The 20,939-nt window shown below is 48.9% G+C and carries 8 protein-coding genes, 2 tRNA genes, 5 rRNA genes and 1 riboswitch; of the genes, 10 read left to right on the top strand and 5 right to left on the bottom strand.

What is annotated here, in order from left to right:
* The first annotated feature begins 33 nt into the window (after window positions 1-33).
* The 7 genes from J4N45_RS16950 (at window position 34) to J4N45_RS16920 (ending at window position 8,798) form a co-directional block, all read left to right on the top strand.
* Window positions 34-2,920, top strand: a 23S ribosomal RNA gene (locus tag J4N45_RS16950).
* Window positions 2,921-3,046: 126 nt separating this feature from the next.
* Window positions 3,047-3,162: ribosomal RNA gene (gene rrf / locus J4N45_RS16945) — 5S ribosomal RNA — on the top strand.
* Window positions 3,163-3,546: 384 nt separating this feature from the next.
* Window positions 3,547-5,098 (top strand): 16S ribosomal RNA (locus J4N45_RS16940).
* A gap of 79 nt (window positions 5,099-5,177) precedes the next feature.
* Window positions 5,178-5,253 (top strand) — tRNA-Ala (locus tag J4N45_RS16935).
* Between the two features lie 301 nt (window positions 5,254-5,554).
* Window positions 5,555-8,441: ribosomal RNA gene (locus J4N45_RS16930) — 23S ribosomal RNA — on the top strand.
* Window positions 8,442-8,565: 124 nt separating this feature from the next.
* A 5S ribosomal RNA gene (gene rrf, locus J4N45_RS16925) occupies window positions 8,566-8,681 on the top strand.
* The 16S, 23S and 5S rRNA genes sit together here with 2 tRNA genes alongside, the layout of an rRNA operon.
* Window positions 8,682-8,721: 40 nt before the next feature.
* A tRNA-Asp gene (locus J4N45_RS16920) sits at window positions 8,722-8,798 on the top strand.
* Window positions 8,799-8,926: 128 nt separating this feature from the next.
* Here the strand turns inward: J4N45_RS16920 and lysC are convergent.
* Window positions 8,927-10,276, bottom strand: coding sequence for a lysine-sensitive aspartokinase 3 (gene lysC, locus J4N45_RS16915; RefSeq protein ID WP_252012637.1), 1,350 nt, complete (start codon window positions 10,274-10,276; stop codon window positions 8,927-8,929).
* A gap of 99 nt (window positions 10,277-10,375) precedes the next feature.
* A riboswitch (Lysine riboswitch) is annotated at window positions 10,376-10,550 on the bottom strand.
* Between the two features lie 215 nt (window positions 10,551-10,765).
* Here lysC and J4N45_RS16910 point away from each other — a divergent pair.
* Window positions 10,766-11,884 carry a pyridoxal-phosphate-dependent aminotransferase family protein gene (locus tag J4N45_RS16910; protein WP_252012635.1) on the top strand — a complete coding sequence of 373 codons (1,119 nt, stop codon included), beginning with the start codon at window positions 10,766-10,768 and terminating at the stop codon, window positions 11,882-11,884.
* A gap of 221 nt (window positions 11,885-12,105) precedes the next feature.
* On the opposite strand, the gene J4N45_RS16905 is transcribed toward J4N45_RS16910, so the two are convergent.
* From J4N45_RS16905 to pepA, 3 genes are all read right to left on the bottom strand, one after another.
* On the bottom strand, window positions 12,106-14,964 hold the full coding sequence (locus J4N45_RS16905) for a valine--tRNA ligase (protein WP_252012633.1): 2,859 nt from the start codon (window positions 14,962-14,964) through the stop codon (window positions 12,106-12,108).
* A gap of 98 nt (window positions 14,965-15,062) precedes the next feature.
* Window positions 15,063-15,518: a DNA polymerase III subunit chi gene (locus J4N45_RS16900; RefSeq protein ID WP_252012632.1), complete on the bottom strand. Its 456-nt coding sequence runs from the start codon at window positions 15,516-15,518 to the stop codon at window positions 15,063-15,065.
* A gap of 72 nt (window positions 15,519-15,590) precedes the next feature.
* Entirely contained in the window at window positions 15,591-17,099 is a 1,509-nt protein-coding gene (gene pepA, locus J4N45_RS16895) for a leucyl aminopeptidase (protein ID WP_234495096.1), read from the bottom strand.
* A 191-nt stretch (window positions 17,100-17,290) separates the two neighbouring features.
* Between pepA and lptF the strand changes: the two genes are divergently transcribed.
* Complete coding sequence (gene lptF / locus J4N45_RS16890; RefSeq protein WP_042473175.1) at window positions 17,291-18,406, top strand: LPS export ABC transporter permease LptF; 1,116 nt, start codon at window positions 17,291-17,293, stop codon at window positions 18,404-18,406.
* 2 nt (window positions 18,407-18,408) lie between these two features.
* Complete coding sequence (gene lptG, locus J4N45_RS16885) at window positions 18,409-19,479, top strand: LPS export ABC transporter permease LptG (protein ID WP_042473178.1); 1,071 nt, start codon at window positions 18,409-18,411, stop codon at window positions 19,477-19,479.
* Window positions 19,480-19,533: 54 nt separating this feature from the next.
* On the opposite strand, the gene mgtE is transcribed toward lptG, so the two are convergent.
* The gene (gene mgtE / locus J4N45_RS16880) at window positions 19,534-20,892 is read right to left on the bottom strand and encodes a magnesium transporter (protein WP_234495097.1); all 1,359 of its coding nucleotides are present in this window, start codon (window positions 20,890-20,892) and stop codon (window positions 19,534-19,536) included.
* Window positions 20,893-20,939: the final 47 nt, after the last annotated feature.

Here is a 20,939-nt window from a genome sequence, read left to right as displayed (position 1 = left end):
GAAGACAAATAGAAAGACCCTTTGGGGTTGTATGGTTAAGTGACTAAGCGTACACGGTGGATGCCTTGGCAGTCAGAGGCGATGAAAGGCGTAATAACTTGCGATAAGCCCAGATTAGGTAGTAATAACCTTTGAGTCTGGGATTCCTGAATGGGGAAACCCACCTGCATAAGCAGGTATCGCTGAGTGAATACATAGCTCAGCGAGGCGAACCGGGGGAACTGAAACATCTAAGTACCCCGAGGAAGAGAAATCAACCGAGATTCCGAAAGTAGCGGCGAGCGAAATTGGATTAGCCCTTAAGCTTTTAATGAGACAGGTGAAGGCTCTGGAAAGTGCCGCGATACAGGGTGATAGCCCCGTAACCGACATCTCATCATCAGTGAAATCGAGTAGGGCGGGACACGTGATATCCTGTCTGAATATGGGGGGACCATCCTCCAAGGCTAAATACTACTGACTGACCGATAGTGAACCAGTACCGTGAGGGAAAGGCGAAAAGAACCCCTGTGAGGGGAGTGAAATAGAACCTGAAACCGTGTACGTACAAGCAGTAGGAGCACCTTCGTGGTGTGACTGCGTACCTTTTGTATAATGGGTCAGCGACTTATATTCAGTGGCAAGGTTAACCGTTTAGGGGAGCCGTAGGGAAACCGAGTCTTAACTGGGCGTTCAGTCTCTGGATATAGACCCGAAACCAGGTGATCTAGCCATGGGCAGGTTGAAGGTTGAGTAACATCAACTGGAGGACCGAACCGACTAATGTTGAAAAATTAGCGGATGACTTGTGGCTAGGGGTGAAAGGCCAATCAAACCTGGAGATAGCTGGTTCTCCCCGAAATCTATTTAGGTAGAGCCTCGGACGAATACTACTGGGGGTAGAGCACTGTTAAGGCTAGGGGGTCATCCCGACTTACCAACCCTTTGCAAACTCCGAATACCAGTAAGTACTATCCGGGAGACACACGGCGGGTGCTAACGTCCGTCGTGGAGAGGGAAACAACCCAGACCGCCAGCTAAGGTCCCAAATTATAGCTAAGTGGGAAACGATGTGGGAAGGCTTAGACAGCTAGGATGTTGGCTTAGAAGCAGCCATCATTTAAAGAAAGCGTAATAGCTCACTAGTCGAGTCGGCCTGCGCGGAAGATGTAACGGGGCTAAGCTATAAACCGAAGCTGCGGCAATGACTTAGGTCATTGGGTAGGGGAGCGTTCTGTAAGCCGTTGAAGGTGGACTGTAAGGTCTGCTGGAGGTATCAGAAGTGCGAATGCTGACATGAGTAACGATAAAGGGGGTGAAAAACCTCCTCGCCGGAAGACCAAGGGTTCCTGTCCAACGTTAATCGGGGCAGGGTGAGTCGACCCCTAAGGCGAGGCCGAAAGGCGTAGTCGATGGGAAACGGGTTAATATTCCCGTACTTCTTACAATTGCGACGGGGGGACGGAGAAGGCTAGGTGGGCCTGGCGACGGTTGTCCAGGTTCAAGTGCGTAGGCTTGAGAGTTAGGTAAATCCGGCTCTCTTTAAGGCTGAGACACGATATCGAGCTACTACGGTAGTGAAGTCATTGATGCCATGCTTCCAGGAAAAGCCTCTAAGCTTCAGATTGTAAGGAATCGTACCCCAAACCGACACAGGTGGTCGGGTAGAGAATACCAAGGCGCTTGAGAGAACTCGGGTGAAGGAACTAGGCAAAATGGTACCGTAACTTCGGGAGAAGGTACGCTCCTCGCGGTGAAGTCCCTTGCGGATGGAGCTATGGGGAGTCGCAGATACCAGGTGGCTGCAACTGTTTATTAAAAACACAGCACTGTGCAAAATCGTAAGATGACGTATACGGTGTGACGCCTGCCCGGTGCCGGAAGGTTAATTGATGGGGTTAGACTTCGGTCGAAGCTCTTGATCGAAGCCCCGGTAAACGGCGGCCGTAACTATAACGGTCCTAAGGTAGCGAAATTCCTTGTCGGGTAAGTTCCGACCTGCACGAATGGCGTAATGATGGCCACGCTGTCTCCACCCGAGACTCAGTGAAATTGAAATCGCTGTGAAGATGCAGTGTACCCGCGGCTAGACGGAAAGACCCCGTGAACCTTTACTACAGCTTGGCACTGAACATTGACCCTACATGTGTAGGATAGGTGGGAGGCTTTGAAACGAGTACGCCAGTATTCGTGGAGCCGTCCTTGAAATACCACCCTTGTAGTGTTGATGTTCTAACGTTGGCCCCTTATCGGGGCTGCGGACAGTGCCTGGTGGGTAGTTTGACTGGGGCGGTCTCCTCCCAAAGAGTAACGGAGGAGCACGAAGGTGGGCTAATCACGGTTGGACATCGTGAGGTTAGTGCAATGGCATAAGCCCGCTTGACTGCGAGAATGACAATTCGAGCAGGTGCGAAAGCAGGTCATAGTGATCCGGTGGTTCTGAATGGAAGGGCCATCGCTCAACGGATAAAAGGTACTCCGGGGATAACAGGCTGATACCGCCCAAGAGTTCATATCGACGGCGGTGTTTGGCACCTCGATGTCGGCTCATCACATCCTGGGGCTGAAGTCGGTCCCAAGGGTATGGCTGTTCGCCATTTAAAGTGGTACGCGAGCTGGGTTTAGAACGTCGTGAGACAGTTCGGTCCCTATCTGCCGTGGGCGTTGGAAGATTGAAGGGGGCTGCTCCTAGTACGAGAGGACCGGAGTGGACGAACCTCTGGTGTTCGGGTTGTCATGCCAATGGCATTGCCCGGTAGCTAAGTTCGGAATCGATAACCGCTGAAAGCATCTAAGCGGGAAGCGAGCCCTGAGATGAGTCTTCCCTGGCACTTTAAGTGTCCTAAAGGGTTGTTCGAGACTAGAACGTTGATAGGCAGGGTGTGTAAGCGTTGTGAGGCGTTGAGCTAACCTGTACTAATTGCCCGTGAGGCTTAACCATACAACACCCAAAGGGTTTTGATGGACTCAAAGCAAGAACAAATTGAATGTGTAGAGAACGCATTAACAGCTTTCCAGATTTATTGTTTTCAGATTTTCAGAAAATCTGAAGGCAAAACAGAATTTGCTTGGCGACCATAGCGTTGTGGACCCACCTGATTCCATGCCGAACTCAGAAGTGAAACGCAATAGCGCCGATGGTAGTGTGGGGCTTCCCCATGTGAGAGTAGGACATCGCCAGGCTTTAATTTCGACTTGTCTTTAAGTAGACGGGTCACCATAAAGTTTTAAGAGATTTTCTTAGAGTTTTATGTTGACTTTCAAAGTAGAAAGCGTATTATACGCGTCCTGCTTAAGTGCTAAGGCACTGAAAGCTCTCTCTTTTTAGAGAATTGCTCTTTAACAATATAAACCTATCAATCTGTGTGGGCACTCGTTGATGATAATCAAATTAGAAACTTCGGTTTCAAATTAGGTTTTCAATGAACTGAGTGACCAATCAAGTCGAAAGACTTGGCACAGTCAATTCATTATCGTTCTGTTGGAACGATAATAGCTTTAAAATTACTTCTTACTTTTAGTAAGGATGAGTTTTGAAGTCAGTATTCATTGAGCCGACAAAATCTTAAATTGAAGAGTTTGATCATGGCTCAGATTGAACGCTGGCGGCAGGCCTAACACATGCAAGTCGAGCGGAAACGAGTTAACTGAACCTTCGGGGAACGTTAACGGCGTCGAGCGGCGGACGGGTGAGTAATGCCTGGGAAATTGCCCTGATGTGGGGGATAACCATTGGAAACGATGGCTAATACCGCATAATAGCTTCGGCTCAAAGAGGGGGACCTTCGGGCCTCTCGCGTCAGGATATGCCCAGGTGGGATTAGCTAGTTGGTGAGGTAATGGCTCACCAAGGCGACGATCCCTAGCTGGTCTGAGAGGATGATCAGCCACACTGGAACTGAGACACGGTCCAGACTCCTACGGGAGGCAGCAGTGGGGAATATTGCACAATGGGCGCAAGCCTGATGCAGCCATGCCGCGTGTGTGAAGAAGGCCTTCGGGTTGTAAAGCACTTTCAGTCGTGAGGAAGGCGGTGTAGTTAATAGCTGCATCGTTTGACGTTAGCGACAGAAGAAGCACCGGCTAACTCCGTGCCAGCAGCCGCGGTAATACGGAGGGTGCGAGCGTTAATCGGAATTACTGGGCGTAAAGCGCATGCAGGTGGTTAGTTAAGTCAGATGTGAAAGCCCGGGGCTCAACCTCGGAACTGCATTTGAAACTGGCTGACTAGAGTACTGTAGAGGGGGGTAGAATTTCAGGTGTAGCGGTGAAATGCGTAGAGATCTGAAGGAATACCGGTGGCGAAGGCGGCCCCCTGGACAGATACTGACACTCAGATGCGAAAGCGTGGGGAGCAAACAGGATTAGATACCCTGGTAGTCCACGCCGTAAACGATGTCTACTTGGAGGTTGTGGCCTTGAGCCGTGGCTTTCGGAGCTAACGCGTTAAGTAGACCGCCTGGGGAGTACGGTCGCAAGATTAAAACTCAAATGAATTGACGGGGGCCCGCACAAGCGGTGGAGCATGTGGTTTAATTCGATGCAACGCGAAGAACCTTACCTACTCTTGACATCCAGAGAACTTAGCAGAGATGCTTTGGTGCCTTCGGGAACTCTGAGACAGGTGCTGCATGGCTGTCGTCAGCTCGTGTTGTGAAATGTTGGGTTAAGTCCCGCAACGAGCGCAACCCTTATCCTTGTTTGCCAGCACTTCGGGTGGGAACTCCAGGGAGACTGCCGGTGATAAACCGGAGGAAGGTGGGGACGACGTCAAGTCATCATGGCCCTTACGAGTAGGGCTACACACGTGCTACAATGGCGCATACAGAGGGCAGCCAACTTGCGAAAGTGAGCGAATCCCAAAAAGTGCGTCGTAGTCCGGATTGGAGTCTGCAACTCGACTCCATGAAGTCGGAATCGCTAGTAATCGTGGATCAGAATGCCACGGTGAATACGTTCCCGGGCCTTGTACACACCGCCCGTCACACCATGGGAGTGGGCTGCAAAAGAAGTGGGTAGTTTAACCTTCGGGAGGACGCTCACCACTTTGTGGTTCATGACTGGGGTGAAGTCGTAACAAGGTAGCCCTAGGGGAACCTGGGGCTGGATCACCTCCTTATACGAATAGATTATTGCGATGAGTGTTCACACAGATTGATTAGGTTTGTAAGTTAAGAGTAAGGAAACCTTTTCCAGATGGGGCTATAGCTCAGCTGGGAGAGCGCTTCGCTGGCAGCGAAGAGGTCTGCGGTTCGATCCCGCATAGCTCCACCATCTTTAAGTGTTTTCTCTCGAGAATATTTAAAAATGGTTACTTATTTAAAGTAATTAGCTCTTTAACAATTTGGAAAGCTGACGAATAAGAATTGATTATTCTTATTCAATTAAAAGTTCTCAAATCCTATATCGAAAGATGTAGGTACCAACACACATTCAAGTGTTCTTGGGAATTACGAAAGTAATTCATATTTGAGTCTGGCAAAATCGAGTCTGCACATGTATAAAAATTGCAGACAACTTTGGTTGTTTGATTAAACAATCTCATGGTTTCATCTGAAACTCTTTGGGGTTGTATGGTTAAGTGACTAAGCGTACACGGTGGATGCCTTGGCAGTCAGAGGCGATGAAAGGCGTAATAACTTGCGATAAGCCCAGATTAGGTAGTAATAACCTTTGAGTCTGGGATTCCTGAATGGGGAAACCCACCTGCATAAGCAGGTATCGCTGAGTGAATACATAGCTCAGCGAGGCGAACCGGGGGAACTGAAACATCTAAGTACCCCGAGGAAGAGAAATCAACCGAGATTCCGAAAGTAGCGGCGAGCGAAATTGGATTAGCCCTTAAGCTTTTAATGAGACAGGTGAAGGCTCTGGAAAGTGCCGCGATACAGGGTGATAGCCCCGTAACCGACATCTCATCATCAGTGAAATCGAGTAGGGCGGGACACGTGATATCCTGTCTGAATATGGGGGGACCATCCTCCAAGGCTAAATACTACTGACTGACCGATAGTGAACCAGTACCGTGAGGGAAAGGCGAAAAGAACCCCTGTGAGGGGAGTGAAATAGAACCTGAAACCGTGTACGTACAAGCAGTAGGAGCACCTTCGTGGTGTGACTGCGTACCTTTTGTATAATGGGTCAGCGACTTATATTCAGTGGCAAGGTTAACCGTTTAGGGGAGCCGTAGGGAAACCGAGTCTTAACTGGGCGTTCAGTCTCTGGATATAGACCCGAAACCAGGTGATCTAGCCATGGGCAGGTTGAAGGTTGAGTAACATCAACTGGAGGACCGAACCGACTAATGTTGAAAAATTAGCGGATGACTTGTGGCTAGGGGTGAAAGGCCAATCAAACCTGGAGATAGCTGGTTCTCCCCGAAATCTATTTAGGTAGAGCCTCGGACGAATACTACTGGGGGTAGAGCACTGTTAAGGCTAGGGGGTCATCCCGACTTACCAACCCTTTGCAAACTCCGAATACCAGTAAGTACTATCCGGGAGACACACGGCGGGTGCTAACGTCCGTCGTGGAGAGGGAAACAACCCAGACCGCCAGCTAAGGTCCCAAATTATAGCTAAGTGGGAAACGATGTGGGAAGGCTTAGACAGCTAGGATGTTGGCTTAGAAGCAGCCATCATTTAAAGAAAGCGTAATAGCTCACTAGTCGAGTCGGCCTGCGCGGAAGATGTAACGGGGCTAAGCTATAAACCGAAGCTGCGGCAATGACTTAGGTCATTGGGTAGGGGAGCGTTCTGTAAGCCGTTGAAGGTGGACTGTAAGGTCTGCTGGAGGTATCAGAAGTGCGAATGCTGACATGAGTAACGATAAAGGGGGTGAAAAACCTCCTCGCCGGAAGACCAAGGGTTCCTGTCCAACGTTAATCGGGGCAGGGTGAGTCGACCCCTAAGGCGAGGCCGAAAGGCGTAGTCGATGGGAAACGGGTTAATATTCCCGTACTTCTTACAATTGCGACGGGGGGACGGAGAAGGCTAGGTGGGCCTGGCGACGGTTGTCCAGGTTCAAGTGCGTAGGCTTGAGAGTTAGGTAAATCCGGCTCTCTTTAAGGCTGAGACACGATATCGAGCTACTACGGTAGTGAAGTCATTGATGCCATGCTTCCAGGAAAAGCCTCTAAGCTTCAGATTGTAAGGAATCGTACCCCAAACCGACACAGGTGGTCGGGTAGAGAATACCAAGGCGCTTGAGAGAACTCGGGTGAAGGAACTAGGCAAAATGGTACCGTAACTTCGGGAGAAGGTACGCTCCTCGCGGTGAAGTCCCTTGCGGATGGAGCTATGGGGAGTCGCAGATACCAGGTGGCTGCAACTGTTTATTAAAAACACAGCACTGTGCAAAATCGTAAGATGACGTATACGGTGTGACGCCTGCCCGGTGCCGGAAGGTTAATTGATGGGGTTAGACTTCGGTCGAAGCTCTTGATCGAAGCCCCGGTAAACGGCGGCCGTAACTATAACGGTCCTAAGGTAGCGAAATTCCTTGTCGGGTAAGTTCCGACCTGCACGAATGGCGTAATGATGGCCACGCTGTCTCCACCCGAGACTCAGTGAAATTGAAATCGCTGTGAAGATGCAGTGTACCCGCGGCTAGACGGAAAGACCCCGTGAACCTTTACTACAGCTTGGCACTGAACATTGACCCTACATGTGTAGGATAGGTGGGAGGCTTTGAAACGAGTACGCCAGTATTCGTGGAGCCGTCCTTGAAATACCACCCTTGTAGTGTTGATGTTCTAACGTTGGCCCCTTATCGGGGCTGCGGACAGTGCCTGGTGGGTAGTTTGACTGGGGCGGTCTCCTCCCAAAGAGTAACGGAGGAGCACGAAGGTGGGCTAATCACGGTTGGACATCGTGAGGTTAGTGCAATGGCATAAGCCCGCTTGACTGCGAGAATGACAATTCGAGCAGGTGCGAAAGCAGGTCATAGTGATCCGGTGGTTCTGAATGGAAGGGCCATCGCTCAACGGATAAAAGGTACTCCGGGGATAACAGGCTGATACCGCCCAAGAGTTCATATCGACGGCGGTGTTTGGCACCTCGATGTCGGCTCATCACATCCTGGGGCTGAAGTCGGTCCCAAGGGTATGGCTGTTCGCCATTTAAAGTGGTACGCGAGCTGGGTTTAGAACGTCGTGAGACAGTTCGGTCCCTATCTGCCGTGGGCGTTGGAAGATTGAAGGGGGCTGCTCCTAGTACGAGAGGACCGGAGTGGACGAACCTCTGGTGTTCGGGTTGTCATGCCAATGGCATTGCCCGGTAGCTAAGTTCGGAATCGATAACCGCTGAAAGCATCTAAGCGGGAAGCGAGCCCTGAGATGAGTCTTCCCTGGCACTTTAAGTGTCCTAAAGGGTTGTTCGAGACTAGAACGTTGATAGGCAGGGTGTGTAAGCGTTGTGAGGCGTTGAGCTAACCTGTACTAATTGCCCGTGAGGCTTAACCATACAACACCCAAAGGGTTTTGATGGACTCAAAGTAAGAACATTGAATGTGTATGAGAACGCATAACAGCTTTCCAGATTTATCGTTTTTAGATTTTCAGAAAATCTGAAGGCAAAACAGAATTTGCTTGGCGACCATAGCGTTGTGGACCCACCTGACTCCATGCCGAACTCAGAAGTGAAACGCAATAGCGCCGATGGTAGTGTGGGGCTTCCCCATGTGAGAGTAGGACATCGCCAGGCTTTAAATTTTGGACACTTGCATTAGCGAGTATGCCACTGCGGAGTGGTAGTTCAGTTGGTTAGAATACCGGCCTGTCACGCCGGGGGTCGCGGGTTCGAGTCCCGTCCACTCCGCCACTTATACTAAGCCCCAGTCGAAAGACTGGGGCTTTTTTACGTCTATAGCTTCTTGAAGTTCTATCATCTGCCATCCTATAGATACAAAAAAGGCGGTATTTCTACCGCCTTTGTTCAATGTTTTCCGTCTACTCAAACAAGTCTTCATGCAGTGCTTTTACCGCATCTTTAGCTTCGCCTTCGTCTAGAAGGAAGCAAAGGTTGTGAGGGCTTGCGCCGTAGCAAATCATGCGGATATTGAAGCTGTCTAGAGTATCGAATACTTCCGCAGCAGAGCCTTTGGTTTCACTCATTTGGTTGCCGATAAGCGCGACAAGGCTAAGCCCTTGTTTAACCTCAACAGTACAAAGCTGTTCTAGTTCTTGCTGTGCTTCAAGTGGGAGCTCTGGTGCACCGCCACCCGTATCAGTTTGATCAAGTGTTAGAGAAACACTGACCTCAGAAGTCGTTACTAGATCAACAGAGATCTTGTGTTTAGCAAGCACTGTAAACACGTTTGCCAAGAAACCATAGGCTTGGAACATACGAGGGTTACGCAGTGTTACCATGGTTTGGTTATTGCGCAGAGCTAGCGCGCGGAATAGAGGTGCGCTCTCTACGGTTTGTCGTACCCAAGTGCCACCTTCTTGTGGTGCTTTCGATGAACCGACAAAAACTGGGATTTGATGACGCAGTGCAGGTAGTAGTGTTGAAGGGTGCAGGATCTTGGCACCGAAGTTAGCCATTTCAGACGCTTCACTGAAGCTAATCTCTGGGATAGGACGAGCGTTTGGTGCAATGCGTGGGTCGGTCGTGTAGATACCTGGTACGTCGGTCCAGATTTCAAGACCTGCAGCTTCTACGGCTTCAGCGATAAGTGCAGCGCTGTAATCACTACCACCACGACCTAGCGTGGTAGTCTCGCCATCTTCATCAGAGCCGATAAAGCCCTGTGTAACTACAACATGTTGCTTACAAAGAGGAACCAGCTTCTCGCTAGCTGCTGCTTTGGTCGCTTCGATGTTTGGTTCTGCCTTACCGTAATCACTGTCAGTCTTAAGCGCTTCACGAATATCAAAACGCACTGCATCGATACCACGCTCTTGCATTAGACGAGTAAGGATGTGTGTCGACATACGTTCACCACATGCCACTAGGTGATCGGTAAGCTTTGGAGTCGCTGCAATGCAAGCTGCTTCCGATAGCGTTGCTACCTTTTCGATCAGAGCGTCAACACGTGCTTCAATAGAGCTTACATCATTGAGCTTTGACATGATGTCGGTATGGATATCGCGAAGCTTGCTAATGAGCTCAGCGCGACGAGTCTCGTCTTTAACGCCGTTTGCAAGTTCAACCAAGATGTTGGTCACGCCTGAACAAGCGCTGCTAACTATCAATTTGGTTTGCGGGTTATTTTCGATGATTTCGGCACAACGGCTCATGGCTTCGAAGTTGGCGACGCTAGTTCCGCCAAATTTAGCTACATTGAATGCGCTCACAGTGATTCTCCAGGACTTCCAGTTAAAGTTTATGGTTGGTAACCCAACATCCGATGTTTGAAGAGAGAAATAGAGCAGAGGAATCTGAATATTAGAATAGACCTCAGAAGCTCTTCACCAGTTATTGGTGACAGTTAAAGGGATTCAGCCCATTTAACCGACAAACTAAATCCGACAAATTTAGTTCATCTCGGCACTGCTCCCCATGAGTGAATTGTATTGAAGTTGCGGCTTCACAAATCACTTGCCTGGGCAGTGCTCCTCTTCCGCTGCAGCATCGAGAACGTCAATGAAAACGATTGGCTACAGATAGTGTGTTTATTCAACGTTTTTGCGTGTCAAAAGTCAATGGATGTTTATGCATTTCACATGAAAAACTTGAGTGGTTGGATGTTGCAAAAATGTTGTTTTTTCGCCATTGTAGATGACATTAACGTCCAACGTGATGTTTTTCCCAACAACTACAATAACCTAATAGGATAACTGCCCATGACCATTTCAAGCTTTGTGCCCCCTCACCGAACCCTAATGGGACCTGGCCCATCGGATATCTATCCGCAGGTATTGCAAGCATTGAGCCGCCCAACGATAGGTCACCTTGACCCGCTTTTTATCGGGATGATGGATGAGCTTAAAGCACTGCTAAAATACGCATTCCAAACCGAGAATGAATTTACTATAGCGGTCTCGGCCCCCGGTAGTGCAGGTATGGAAACTTGCTTTGTAAACCTAGTCGAGCCGGGCGATAAGGTTATTGTGTGCCGTAATGGCGTGTTTGGTGAGCGCATGCGTGAGAACGTGGTTCGCTGTGGCGGTGAAGCGATTGTAGTGGATGATGAATGGGGAACACCAGTTTCGATTTCTAAAGTCGAACAGGCGATGGCTGAGCATCCCGATGCGAAGATCCTAGCGTTTGTACACGCTGAAACTTCTACTGGTGCAGTGAGTGATGCTAAGGCGCTAGGTGCGCTTGCTAAGCAGCACAACATGTTATCTATTGTGGATGCAGTGACCTCGCTTGGTGGTGTTCCACTATTGGTAGACGAGTGGCAATTGGATGCCGTTTACTCAGGTAGCCAGAAGTGTTTGTCTTGTGTTCCTGGTTTGTCACCAGTCACCCTGTCTCCTGCAGCCATTGAAGTGATTAAGTCCCGACAAGCGCCTGTTCAGAGCTGGTTCTTGGATCAGAGCTTGGTACTAGGTTATTGGAGCGGGGAAGGTAAGCGCAGTTATCACCACACTGCGCCAGTAAACAGCCTTTACGCGCTTCATGAGTCCTTGGTGCTTTTGAAGAACGAAGGCCTAGAGAATGCGTGGCAGCGCCATAAAGATATGCATATGTTGCTACGTGAAGGGCTCGAAAACCTTGGTCTGAGTTTTGTTGTTGAAGAGCAAAGCCGTCTGCCACAACTTAATGCTGTCTATCTTCCAGAAGGCGTGGATGATGTTGCGGTAAGATCGCAGCTTTTAGAAGAGTACAACCTTGAGATCGGTGCAGGCCTTGGTGCGCTCGCTGGAAAAGCATGGCGTATCGGTTTGATGGGTTATGGCGCGAGAAGAGAGAACGTCGCACTTTGTTTGAAGGCGCTTGAGACTGTGTTGAAGTAATCTTTGTAATACTAGATAACTGACGTCATCCCCTTGAAAAAGGGGATCTCGTGCGGCAAGTGACTCACACAATTTGACCGCGGTAATCGCTGATGAAGATCCTCACTTTCGTGAGGATGACGGGGGATATGAGGTAGACGTTAAACCCTTTCCACTGACGTTAAAAACGAAAAAAGCCGAGAGTGTTACCAATCTCGGCTTCTGTTTTTTATACTTGCTTATTAAAGCGCAGCAATAGTTTGCTTTTGCTCTTCAAGCTTAACTAGCGTCTCTTTGTAGCCTTCTAGCTTCTCACGCTCTTTAGCAACTACCGCTTCAGGTGCTTTCGCTACGAAGCCTTCGTTGCCTAGCTTGCCTTCGATACGCTTGATCTCGCCTTGAGTCTTAGCGATCTCTTTCGCTAGACGATCCAGCTCAGCGTCTTTGTCGATAAGACCTGCCATTGGGATCATCAGTTCAGACTTACCAACCAATGCGGTTGCACATGCTGGTGTCTCTTCGCCTTCAGCCAGTACCTTGATGCCTTCTAGTTTAGCAAGCGAAGCGAGTACCGCTTTGTTTGCTTCTAGGCGTGCTGCGTCTTTCTCGTCAGCTACTTTGAGCATTACATCCAGACCTTTGCTTGGTGCAATGTCGTACTCAGCACGAAGGTTACGGATGCTAGTGATGAATGCTTTCACCCACTCGATGTCATCAAGCGCTTCTTGGTTGAAGTTAGCTTCTTCAAACTGAGGTAGAGCTTGTAGCATGATCGTGTCGCCTTCAACACCGTCTACTAGCGGCTTAACGCTTTGCCAGATAGTTTCAGTGATGTATGGCAGTACTGGGTGAGCAAGACGAAGAGTCTTCTCAAGTACGGTGATCAGCGTGCGACGTGTACCGCGTTGCTGTGCTTCGTTACCTTTCCATAGAACTGGCTTAGTAAGCTCTAGGTACCAGTCACAGAATTGGTTCCAGATGAACTCGTAGATAGTGTTCGCAGCCATGTCTAGACGGTAGTTGTCTAGGTGAGCGTTAAACTCTTTTGCTGCTAGTTCAAATTGAGATTCGATCCACTTGTCTGCTAGTGAGTACTCGATGTCACCTTCGCCGAAGCCACAATCTTGGTCTTCAGTGTTCATCAGTACGTAACGGCTTGCGTTCCACAGCTTGTTACAGAAGTTACGGTAACCTTCAAGACGCTTCATATCCCAGTTGATATCACGACCGGTAGACGCCATTGCTGCAAGAGTGAAGCGAAGTGCGTCAGTACCGTATGGTTCAATGCCATCTTCGAACGTCTTACGTGTGTTTTTCTCGATCTTCTTCGCTAGTTGAGGCTGCATCATGTTGCCAGTACGCTTCTCAACCAGAGACTCTAGGTCGATACCATCAATCATATCGATTGGGTCAAGTACGTTACCTTTCGACTTAGACATCTTGTCGCCGTTCTCGTCACGGATTAGACCCGTAACGTAAACTGTCTTAAATGGTACTTGCGGCTTACCGTTTTCATCTTTACAGAAGTGCGTGGTCATCATGATCATGCGCGCAACCCAGAAGAAGATGATGTCAAAACCTGTTACCAGTACGTCTGACGGGTGGAAGGTTTTTAGATCTTCTGTGTTTTCTGGCCAGCCTTGCGTGCCGAATGTCCATAGTGCAGAAGAGAACCAAGTATCCAGTACATCATCGTCTTGACGCAGTACAACAACTGGAGCCAAACCGTTCTTTTCACGAACTTCTTCTTCAGTGCGACCTACGTAAACATTGCCGTCGTTGTCGTACCATGCTGGAATACGGTGGCCCCACCATAGCTGACGAGAGATACACCAGTCTTGAATGTCGCGCATCCAAGAGAAGTACATGTTTTCGTATTGCTTAGGCACGAATTGGATTTCGCCGTCTTCAACTGCTTTGGTGGCTGTTTCAGCAAGAGGGGCAGTGCGAACGTACCATTGGTCGGTTAGCATTGGCTCAATAACCACACCACCACGGTCACCGTAAGGGACTGTTAGGTCATGATCTTTGATCTCATCAAGAAGACCCAGCTCTTCGAATTCTGCCACGATAGCTTTACGAGCCGCAAAGCGCTCCATGCCGTGGTATTTCGCTGGAAGCTCGGTTGCGTATGCATCGCTTGCTTCACCGTTGGTATTAAATACTTCAGCGGCGTCACGGATGTTGGCATCGAAGGTTAGGATGTTAATCATCGGCAGTTGATGACGTTTACCTACCTCGTAGTCATTGAAATCGTGTGCAGGTGTGATCTTCACACAGCCCGTGCCTTTTTCCATATCGGCATGCTCGTCACCCACGATAGGGATGCGGCGATCAACGATAGGAAGCAGGATTTCTTTGCCAATAAGATCTTTGTAGCGCGGATCTTCTGGGTTTACGGCCACACCAGTATCACCAAGCATGGTTTCTGGACGTGTTGTCGCAACAACGATGTAGTCTTTGCCTTCAGCGGTCTTAACGCCATCCGCTAGTGGGTAGCGGAAGTGCCACATGTGGCCTTTTTTGTCTTTGTTTTCTACTTCTAGATCTGAGATTGCTGTGTGCAGTTTTGGATCCCAGTTAACCAGACGCTTACCGCGGTAGATGAGGTCGTCTTCGTATAGGCGAACAAAGACTTCTTGAACGGCGTTAGACAGGCCGTCATCCATTGTAAAGCGCTCGCGATCCCAATCTACAGATGCACCTAGGCGACGAAGCTGTTTAGTGATTGTGCCACCAGACTCGCCTTTCCATTCCCAGATTTTGTCGATGAACGCATCACGACCGTAATCGTGCTTAGTTTTGCCTTCTTCTGCAGCGATCTTGCGCTCAACAACCATTTGCGTTGCGATACCCGCGTGGTCGGTACCTACCTGCCAAAGGGTGTTTTTACCTTTCATGCGCTCAGCACGGATTAGTGTATCCATGATGGTATCTTGGAAAGCGTGACCCATGTGTAAGCTACCAGTGACGTTCGGTGGCGGGATCATGATGCTGTATGATTCTTTAGATGTGTCACCGTGTGGCTTAAAGTAGCCTTTCTCTTCCCAAGTCTGGTACAGAGCTTGTTCGATAGATTGTGGGTTATATGTCTTTTCCATAGCTTTCTTGGATACTTACTTTAATCTGTGAAAGAAATTTGCCAAACCTTATAAATAAACGAGAGTACGTCACGCTTACTTATAAGGATTGACCTTGATTAGGATTCTGAATGCTGAATCTCAATGGTTTGTAGCTGATAGCCCGCTTGACGGTAAATTTTATACCTTTCTCGCGCAACTTGCTTAGCTTTTTCTTCGCAAGGGACGAAGTCTACCACTTGACCAAAGGAGTTCGCAAAGGTTGCGTGACTATTGGCCATATTTATTACCAATTGACGGTTCCAACTGGGTTTAAGCCCCTCAAAACCAATTTCAACAGGCGTGCCATTCTTGGGCCCTTCACCCACCAAGTTATGGGCAATGAACTGCTCAGGCGAGACTTGCCAGAAGAATTCCGCTACCGCTTCCGCATGCTGCCTGTCGGTGCAATTAATGTAGAGTTTGGCACCTTGCCCTACGAAGTGACGACTGAGAAAGTGCACATAAGCAAACCAGCCTTGCTGTGTCGCTTGCTCAGAGTCTTCTCCAATAATGTAAAACGTTGCAGTATTCATATCGTGACGTCTGTATACAAAGGATTTGCACGTGCCCAAAACTAAAAAAGGGCCTTGCGGCCCTTTTTATGATTACTCTTCAGTCTCTTGGCCACTGCGGTTAAGCAAGAATTGGACAAGTAGTGAGACTGGACGACCGGTAGAGCCTTTCGCTTTACCCGACTTCCATGCGGTGCCTGCGATATCTAGGTGAGCCCAATGATACTTCTTCGCAAAGCGCGATAGGAAGCAGCCAGCCGTGATAGTACCGCCAGGACGGCCGCCGATGTTTGCCATGTCTGCAAACGGGCTAGCGAGCTGTTCTTGGTACTCGTCAGCCATAGGTAGACGCCAAGCGCGGTCACCTGCTTGCTCAGAAGCGTTAACGAGCTCGTGAGAAAGTGGGTTGTGGTTAGAGATAACACCGCTGATGTGGTGACCCAGTGCAATAACACAAGCACCGGTTAGCGTAGCCACGTCAACGACACACTCTGGTTCGTAGCGCTCAACGTACGTTAGTGCATCACACAATACTAAGCGACCTTCCGCATCCGTGTTCAACACTTCAACAGTTTGACCGGACATGGTTGTTAAGATGTCACCAGGGCGGTAAGCGTTGCTACCAGGCATGTTTTCACAACCAGCGAGTACCGCTACGACGTTAATTGGTAGGTTCAGCTTCGCTAGCGCTTTCATGGTACCGAATACAGACGCTGCACCACACATGTCGTACTTCATCTCATCCATACCTTCACCCGGCTTTAGTGAGATACCGCCTGAGTCGAACGTTAGACCTTTACCAACAAGCACGATAGGTTTCGCGTCTGGATCTGGGTTGCCCTTATATTCCATGATGGACATCATAGATTCGTTCTTAGAGCCACGACCTACCGCTAGGTAAGAGGTCATACCCAGTTTTTCCATCTCTTGCTCACCGATGATTTTAGTTGTCACGGTGTCATAGTCATCTGCAAGGCGACGAGCTTGAGAGGCTAGATAAGCAGGATTAGCAATGTTTGGTGGCATGTTGCCAAGGTCTTTTGACGCTTTCACACCAGATGAGATAGCAAGGCCGTGGGCGATCGCTTTTTCACCTAGGTTTAGTTCACGGCGAGTTGGTACGTTAAATACTAACTTGCGCAGCGGACGGCGAGTTTCTGGCTTGCTGCTCTTGAACTGGTCAAATGTGTAAAGACCATCTTTGGTTGCTTCAACAGCTTGACGCACTTTCCAGTACGTATCGCGACCTTTAACGTGAAGTTCTGTCAGGAAGCACACCGCCTCCATTGAACCTGTTTCGTTGAGCGTGCTGATGGTTTTTTGGATAATTTCTTTGTATTGGCGCTCGCCAAGCTCACGCTCTTTACCACAGCCTACGAGAAGAACACGCTCTGATAGTACTCCTGGTACTTGGTGAAGAAGAAGCATTTGGCCCGGTTTACCTTCAAGGTCACCACGGCGAAGCAGCGAGCTGATATAGCCATCACTGATTTTGTCCAGCTGCTCTGCAACTGGAGAGAGACGACGTGGCTCGAAAACACCAACGACAATGCACGCACTGCGTTGTTTCTCTGGACTGCCACTTTTTACACTAAACTCCATGCGTACTCCTACATCCTAAAGACAAATAGAACTAAATGTTAGATAATCGATTATTAGTGTTTGAAATTTATGTGCCAATTCGGCCTATAATCTAAAGATAAGAATCGATCAAAAAAGTAAAAAATAAAAGGTTTACCCGAAAACTATAGCGATTCAATCAAAAAAACAAGTTTTGTATAGGTGTTTTCACTGTGATTATTGTTAGATATTTGATCAGAGAAACAGTTAAGAGCCAGTTAGCCATCTTTTTCGTGCTCTTTCTCGTGTTTTTCAGTCGTCAATTTATCCAAGTGCTTGCTGACGCGTCAGATGGAAGTATTCCCGCTGGGCTCATCATGACGTTAGCGGGCATCAGTATGCCAACCATGGGGCTTTTGATGTTCCCGTTGAGTATATACATAGGCATATTGGTAACTTTTGGGCGTCTATACGCTGAAAGTGAAATTACCGTTATGAATGCCACGGGCATTGGCAACAAATTCCTTATTCGTGCCGCTATGTATCTAGCGGTTATTACCACGACGTTGGCCGCTGTGAACGCATTTTGGCTCGCGCCATGGACTCAAGAACAAGAAGTACAGATTCGTGAGAAGCTGGCGTCTGAAAACTCAGTTGAACTGCTGCAAACAGGCAGTTTTCAACGCACACCAGACGGCTCTTCGGTCGTGTTCATTGATGATATTCGCAATCGCAAACTAGAAAATGTGTTTGTGGCACAGCTTAGCCCTCGTGATTCTGTATTACCGAGTGTGATTTCGGCGAAGTCGGGGGATGTGAAGGAGCTTAGTGATGGGCGACAGATCATCGCGCTATACGATGGCGTTCGCTACGAAGGCGTTCCCACTCGTTTGGAATACATGATTACCGACTTTTCCGAATACGAAGGGGTGATAGGCCAACGAGAAGTTCAGCAAAGAGGGCGTTCTTGGATGGCGATACCAACGCTCGACCTTATCAGTGATCCGACACCGAAAGCACAAGCTGAGCTACACTGGAGGATTTCACTTGTGGTTTGTATCCCTCTGCTCACCATGCTGGTGGTGCCTTTATCTGCCGTGAATCCACGACAAAGCAAGTTTGCTAAAATGGGACCTGCGATCTTTGTTTATTTTGCGTATTTTATGGCAATCAGTGCGATGAAGTCCGCATTAGAAGATGGCGCATTTCCAACGTATATTGGTCTGTGGCCCGTCAACTTTGCCCTGTTGGTGGCAGCGATAGGCGTTAACACATGGGATACCGTACCTGTTCGACGATTCAGAGAAAACTGGCGTCGTAAGCGGTTTAAGAAGCAAGAGGTAGCCTAAGCGTGTTTAGAATCTTAGACGTCTATGTTGGTCGCACTATAATCACCACCATTTTATTGGTCCTGTCGGTCTTTGTTGGTTTGTCAGCGGTGATTAAGTTTGTAGAGCAGTTGCGTGCGGTGGGTGAGGGCAGCTATGACATGTTGTCCGCGGTCTATTTTGTGTTACTGAGTATGCCGCGTGACATTGAGTTGTTTTTCTCAATGGCTGCATTGTTAGGCTCGCTGGTGGGCCTAGGTATGCTTGCGAGTAGCTCGGAGCTTGTGGTTATGCAGGCCGCCGGTATTTCAAAAGTCCGTATCGGATTCTCCGTACTGAAAACCGCTCTGCCCCTTATGCTTGTGGTGATGGCTCTCGGTGAATGGGGGGCGCCAACGACACAGCAAATGGCGCGTGACTTAAGGCTTGAGGCGATATCGGGCGGCAGTATTGTTTCAGTCCGCAACGGGGTTTGGGCTCGTGATGCCAATGATTTTATTTTTATTTCTAAGGTCGATGGGCAGTCGATCGAAGGACTGAATTTATGGCGCTTCGATACTGATAAACATCTGACCACGACCATTTATGCCGACAGTGCCGATTACTTGGGTGACAACCTCTGGGAAATGCATGGCGTTCATGTGACTGACATGGCGAATGATGTTGTGTTGAGTAAAGAGACCATGGAGACACAAGAGTGGCGTACGTCACTGGTACCCGATAAGCTGGCGATCGTTACTGTTGACCTGAATGAGCTGCCTTTAAGTGGGTTGTGGGACTACACGCAATATTTGAAAGCGTCCGAGCAAGATGCTTCTCGTTATGAGCTCGCTTTCTGGCGTAAAGCGACGCAGCCTATTTCCGTTGCGGTTATGATGTTGATGGCGCTGTCTTTTGTGTTTGGACCGCTTCGTAGCGTTACCATGGGTGCACGAATACTTTCGGGTGTTGTTGCTGGCTTTACCTTCTATATTTCTAGCGAGTTCTTTGGTCCCGTGAGCTTGGTTTATGGCATCTCACCATTGTTTGGTGCGTTAGGGCCAAGCTTAGTGTTCTTGACGATTGCGTTGCTGTTATTGAGAAGAAAACTCTAGCCACTCATCACTGTTTTAAATTCATTAAAAAAGGCTCCTCGCGGAGCCTTTTTTCTAACTGATCATTATGGTCGCGAGACCAAGGAATACCGATAAACCGACAACATCTGTGATGGTCGTTAACGCCATCCCTCCAGCTAATGCAGGGTCAATGTTCATTTTCTTCAGAAGAATTGGGATAGTTACGCCTGCAACCCCAGCGACCAATAGGTTGGTCATCATTGCTGCAGAAATGATACCGCCTAACATCCAATCGCCTTTCCAAGCAACAACAATACCACCAATGATCAGTGCCCACAGTATGCCGTTGAGAAAACCGATAGCGGCTTCTTTTAGTAATAGCTCTCGGCGGTTACTGTCACCAATGTGCCCGAGCGCCAATCCACGGATTACAAGTGCCACTGTTTGATTACCGGCAACCCCACCCATTGAAGGCACAATTGTCATCAAGACGGCAATGGCTGCCATTTGCTCTAGCGTTGCTTCAAACATATTTGAAACCGAGGCAGCAGCAAGTGCAGCGAGTACGTTAGCACCTAACCATACGCTGCGACGCCTTGCTGATTTAACCACTGGAGCAAAGGTGTCTTCATCATCATCCATACCCGCCATACTCATCATCGAGTGCTCTGCGTCTTCACGAATGATATCAACCACGTCATCGATGGTGATACGACCGACGAGGTGATGTTCGCTATCGACAACCGGTGCGGAGACCCAGTCACGACGTTCGAACAGCGATGCTACATCCGAGTCACTGGTTTCGACGTGAATCGCTTCATCGGCATCGTCCATGACGTCACTGACTTTGATATCAGGCTGAGTGGTTAACAAAGTGGTCAATGAAAGGTGACCAATCAGCATATCGTCTTCGTCAATAACATACAGCGCATCAGTGGCTTCTGGAAGCTCCCCTTTCATACGCAAGTAACGCAATACCACATCGACATCAACATCACTACGAATGGTAATGAAGTCGGTATTCATAATACCGCCAGCGGTATCCTCGGGGTACGACAGTGCGGTTTCGACACGCAGTCGATCGACGGCATCCATCTGTGAAAGAACTTCGCGAGAGACATCGTCAGGAAGGCTACGCAGGACGTATGCAACGTCATCGGTATCCATGCCCTCAGTAGCTTCTGCAAGCTTCTCTGGTGCCATTTTAGAGACAAGGGCGTCTTTTACATCCTCGTTGAGTTCATCGAGGATTTCACCATAGTCTTCAGGATCGGTAAGTTGCCACAATACCTCACGGCTTTTTCGTGGAGAGGCCTCTAAAAGGTGGGCAATATCTTCAGGCTCCATATCCTGAAGTTGTCTACGAACGAATACGAAGCGGCCGTTTTCCAGCGCTTCAGTGACTTCTTGGAGGGTTTGGTGAGCTTGATCGAATTCTATTTGCTCTGCCATGGATGCCCCCTACACTCAACTGCTTTTTAATGTACTGAATATTAGCC

The organism is Vibrio sp. SCSIO 43140 (assembly GCF_023716585.1).
In the GTDB taxonomy this organism is placed as follows: domain Bacteria; phylum Pseudomonadota; class Gammaproteobacteria; order Enterobacterales; family Vibrionaceae; genus Vibrio; species Vibrio maritimus_B.
This window is presented reverse-complemented; position numbering and strand designations above follow the sequence as displayed.

Bases quoted from the DNA above. Each gene is read 5' to 3' on its own strand.
- J4N45_RS16910 (WP_252012635.1), top strand. From the start codon at position 10,766: ATGACCATTTCAAGCTTTGTGCCCCCTCACCGAACCCTAATGGGACCT.
- J4N45_RS16905 (WP_252012633.1), bottom strand. From the start codon at position 14,964: ATGGAAAAGACATATAACCCACAATCTATCGAACAAGCTCTGTACCAG.
- J4N45_RS16900 (WP_252012632.1), bottom strand. From the start codon at position 15,518: ATGAATACTGCAACGTTTTACATTATTGGAGAAGACTCTGAGCAAGCG.
- pepA (WP_234495096.1), bottom strand. From the start codon at position 17,099: ATGGAGTTTAGTGTAAAAAGTGGCAGTCCAGAGAAACAACGCAGTGCG.
- mgtE (WP_234495097.1), bottom strand. From the start codon at position 20,892: ATGGCAGAGCAAATAGAATTCGATCAAGCTCACCAAACCCTCCAAGAA.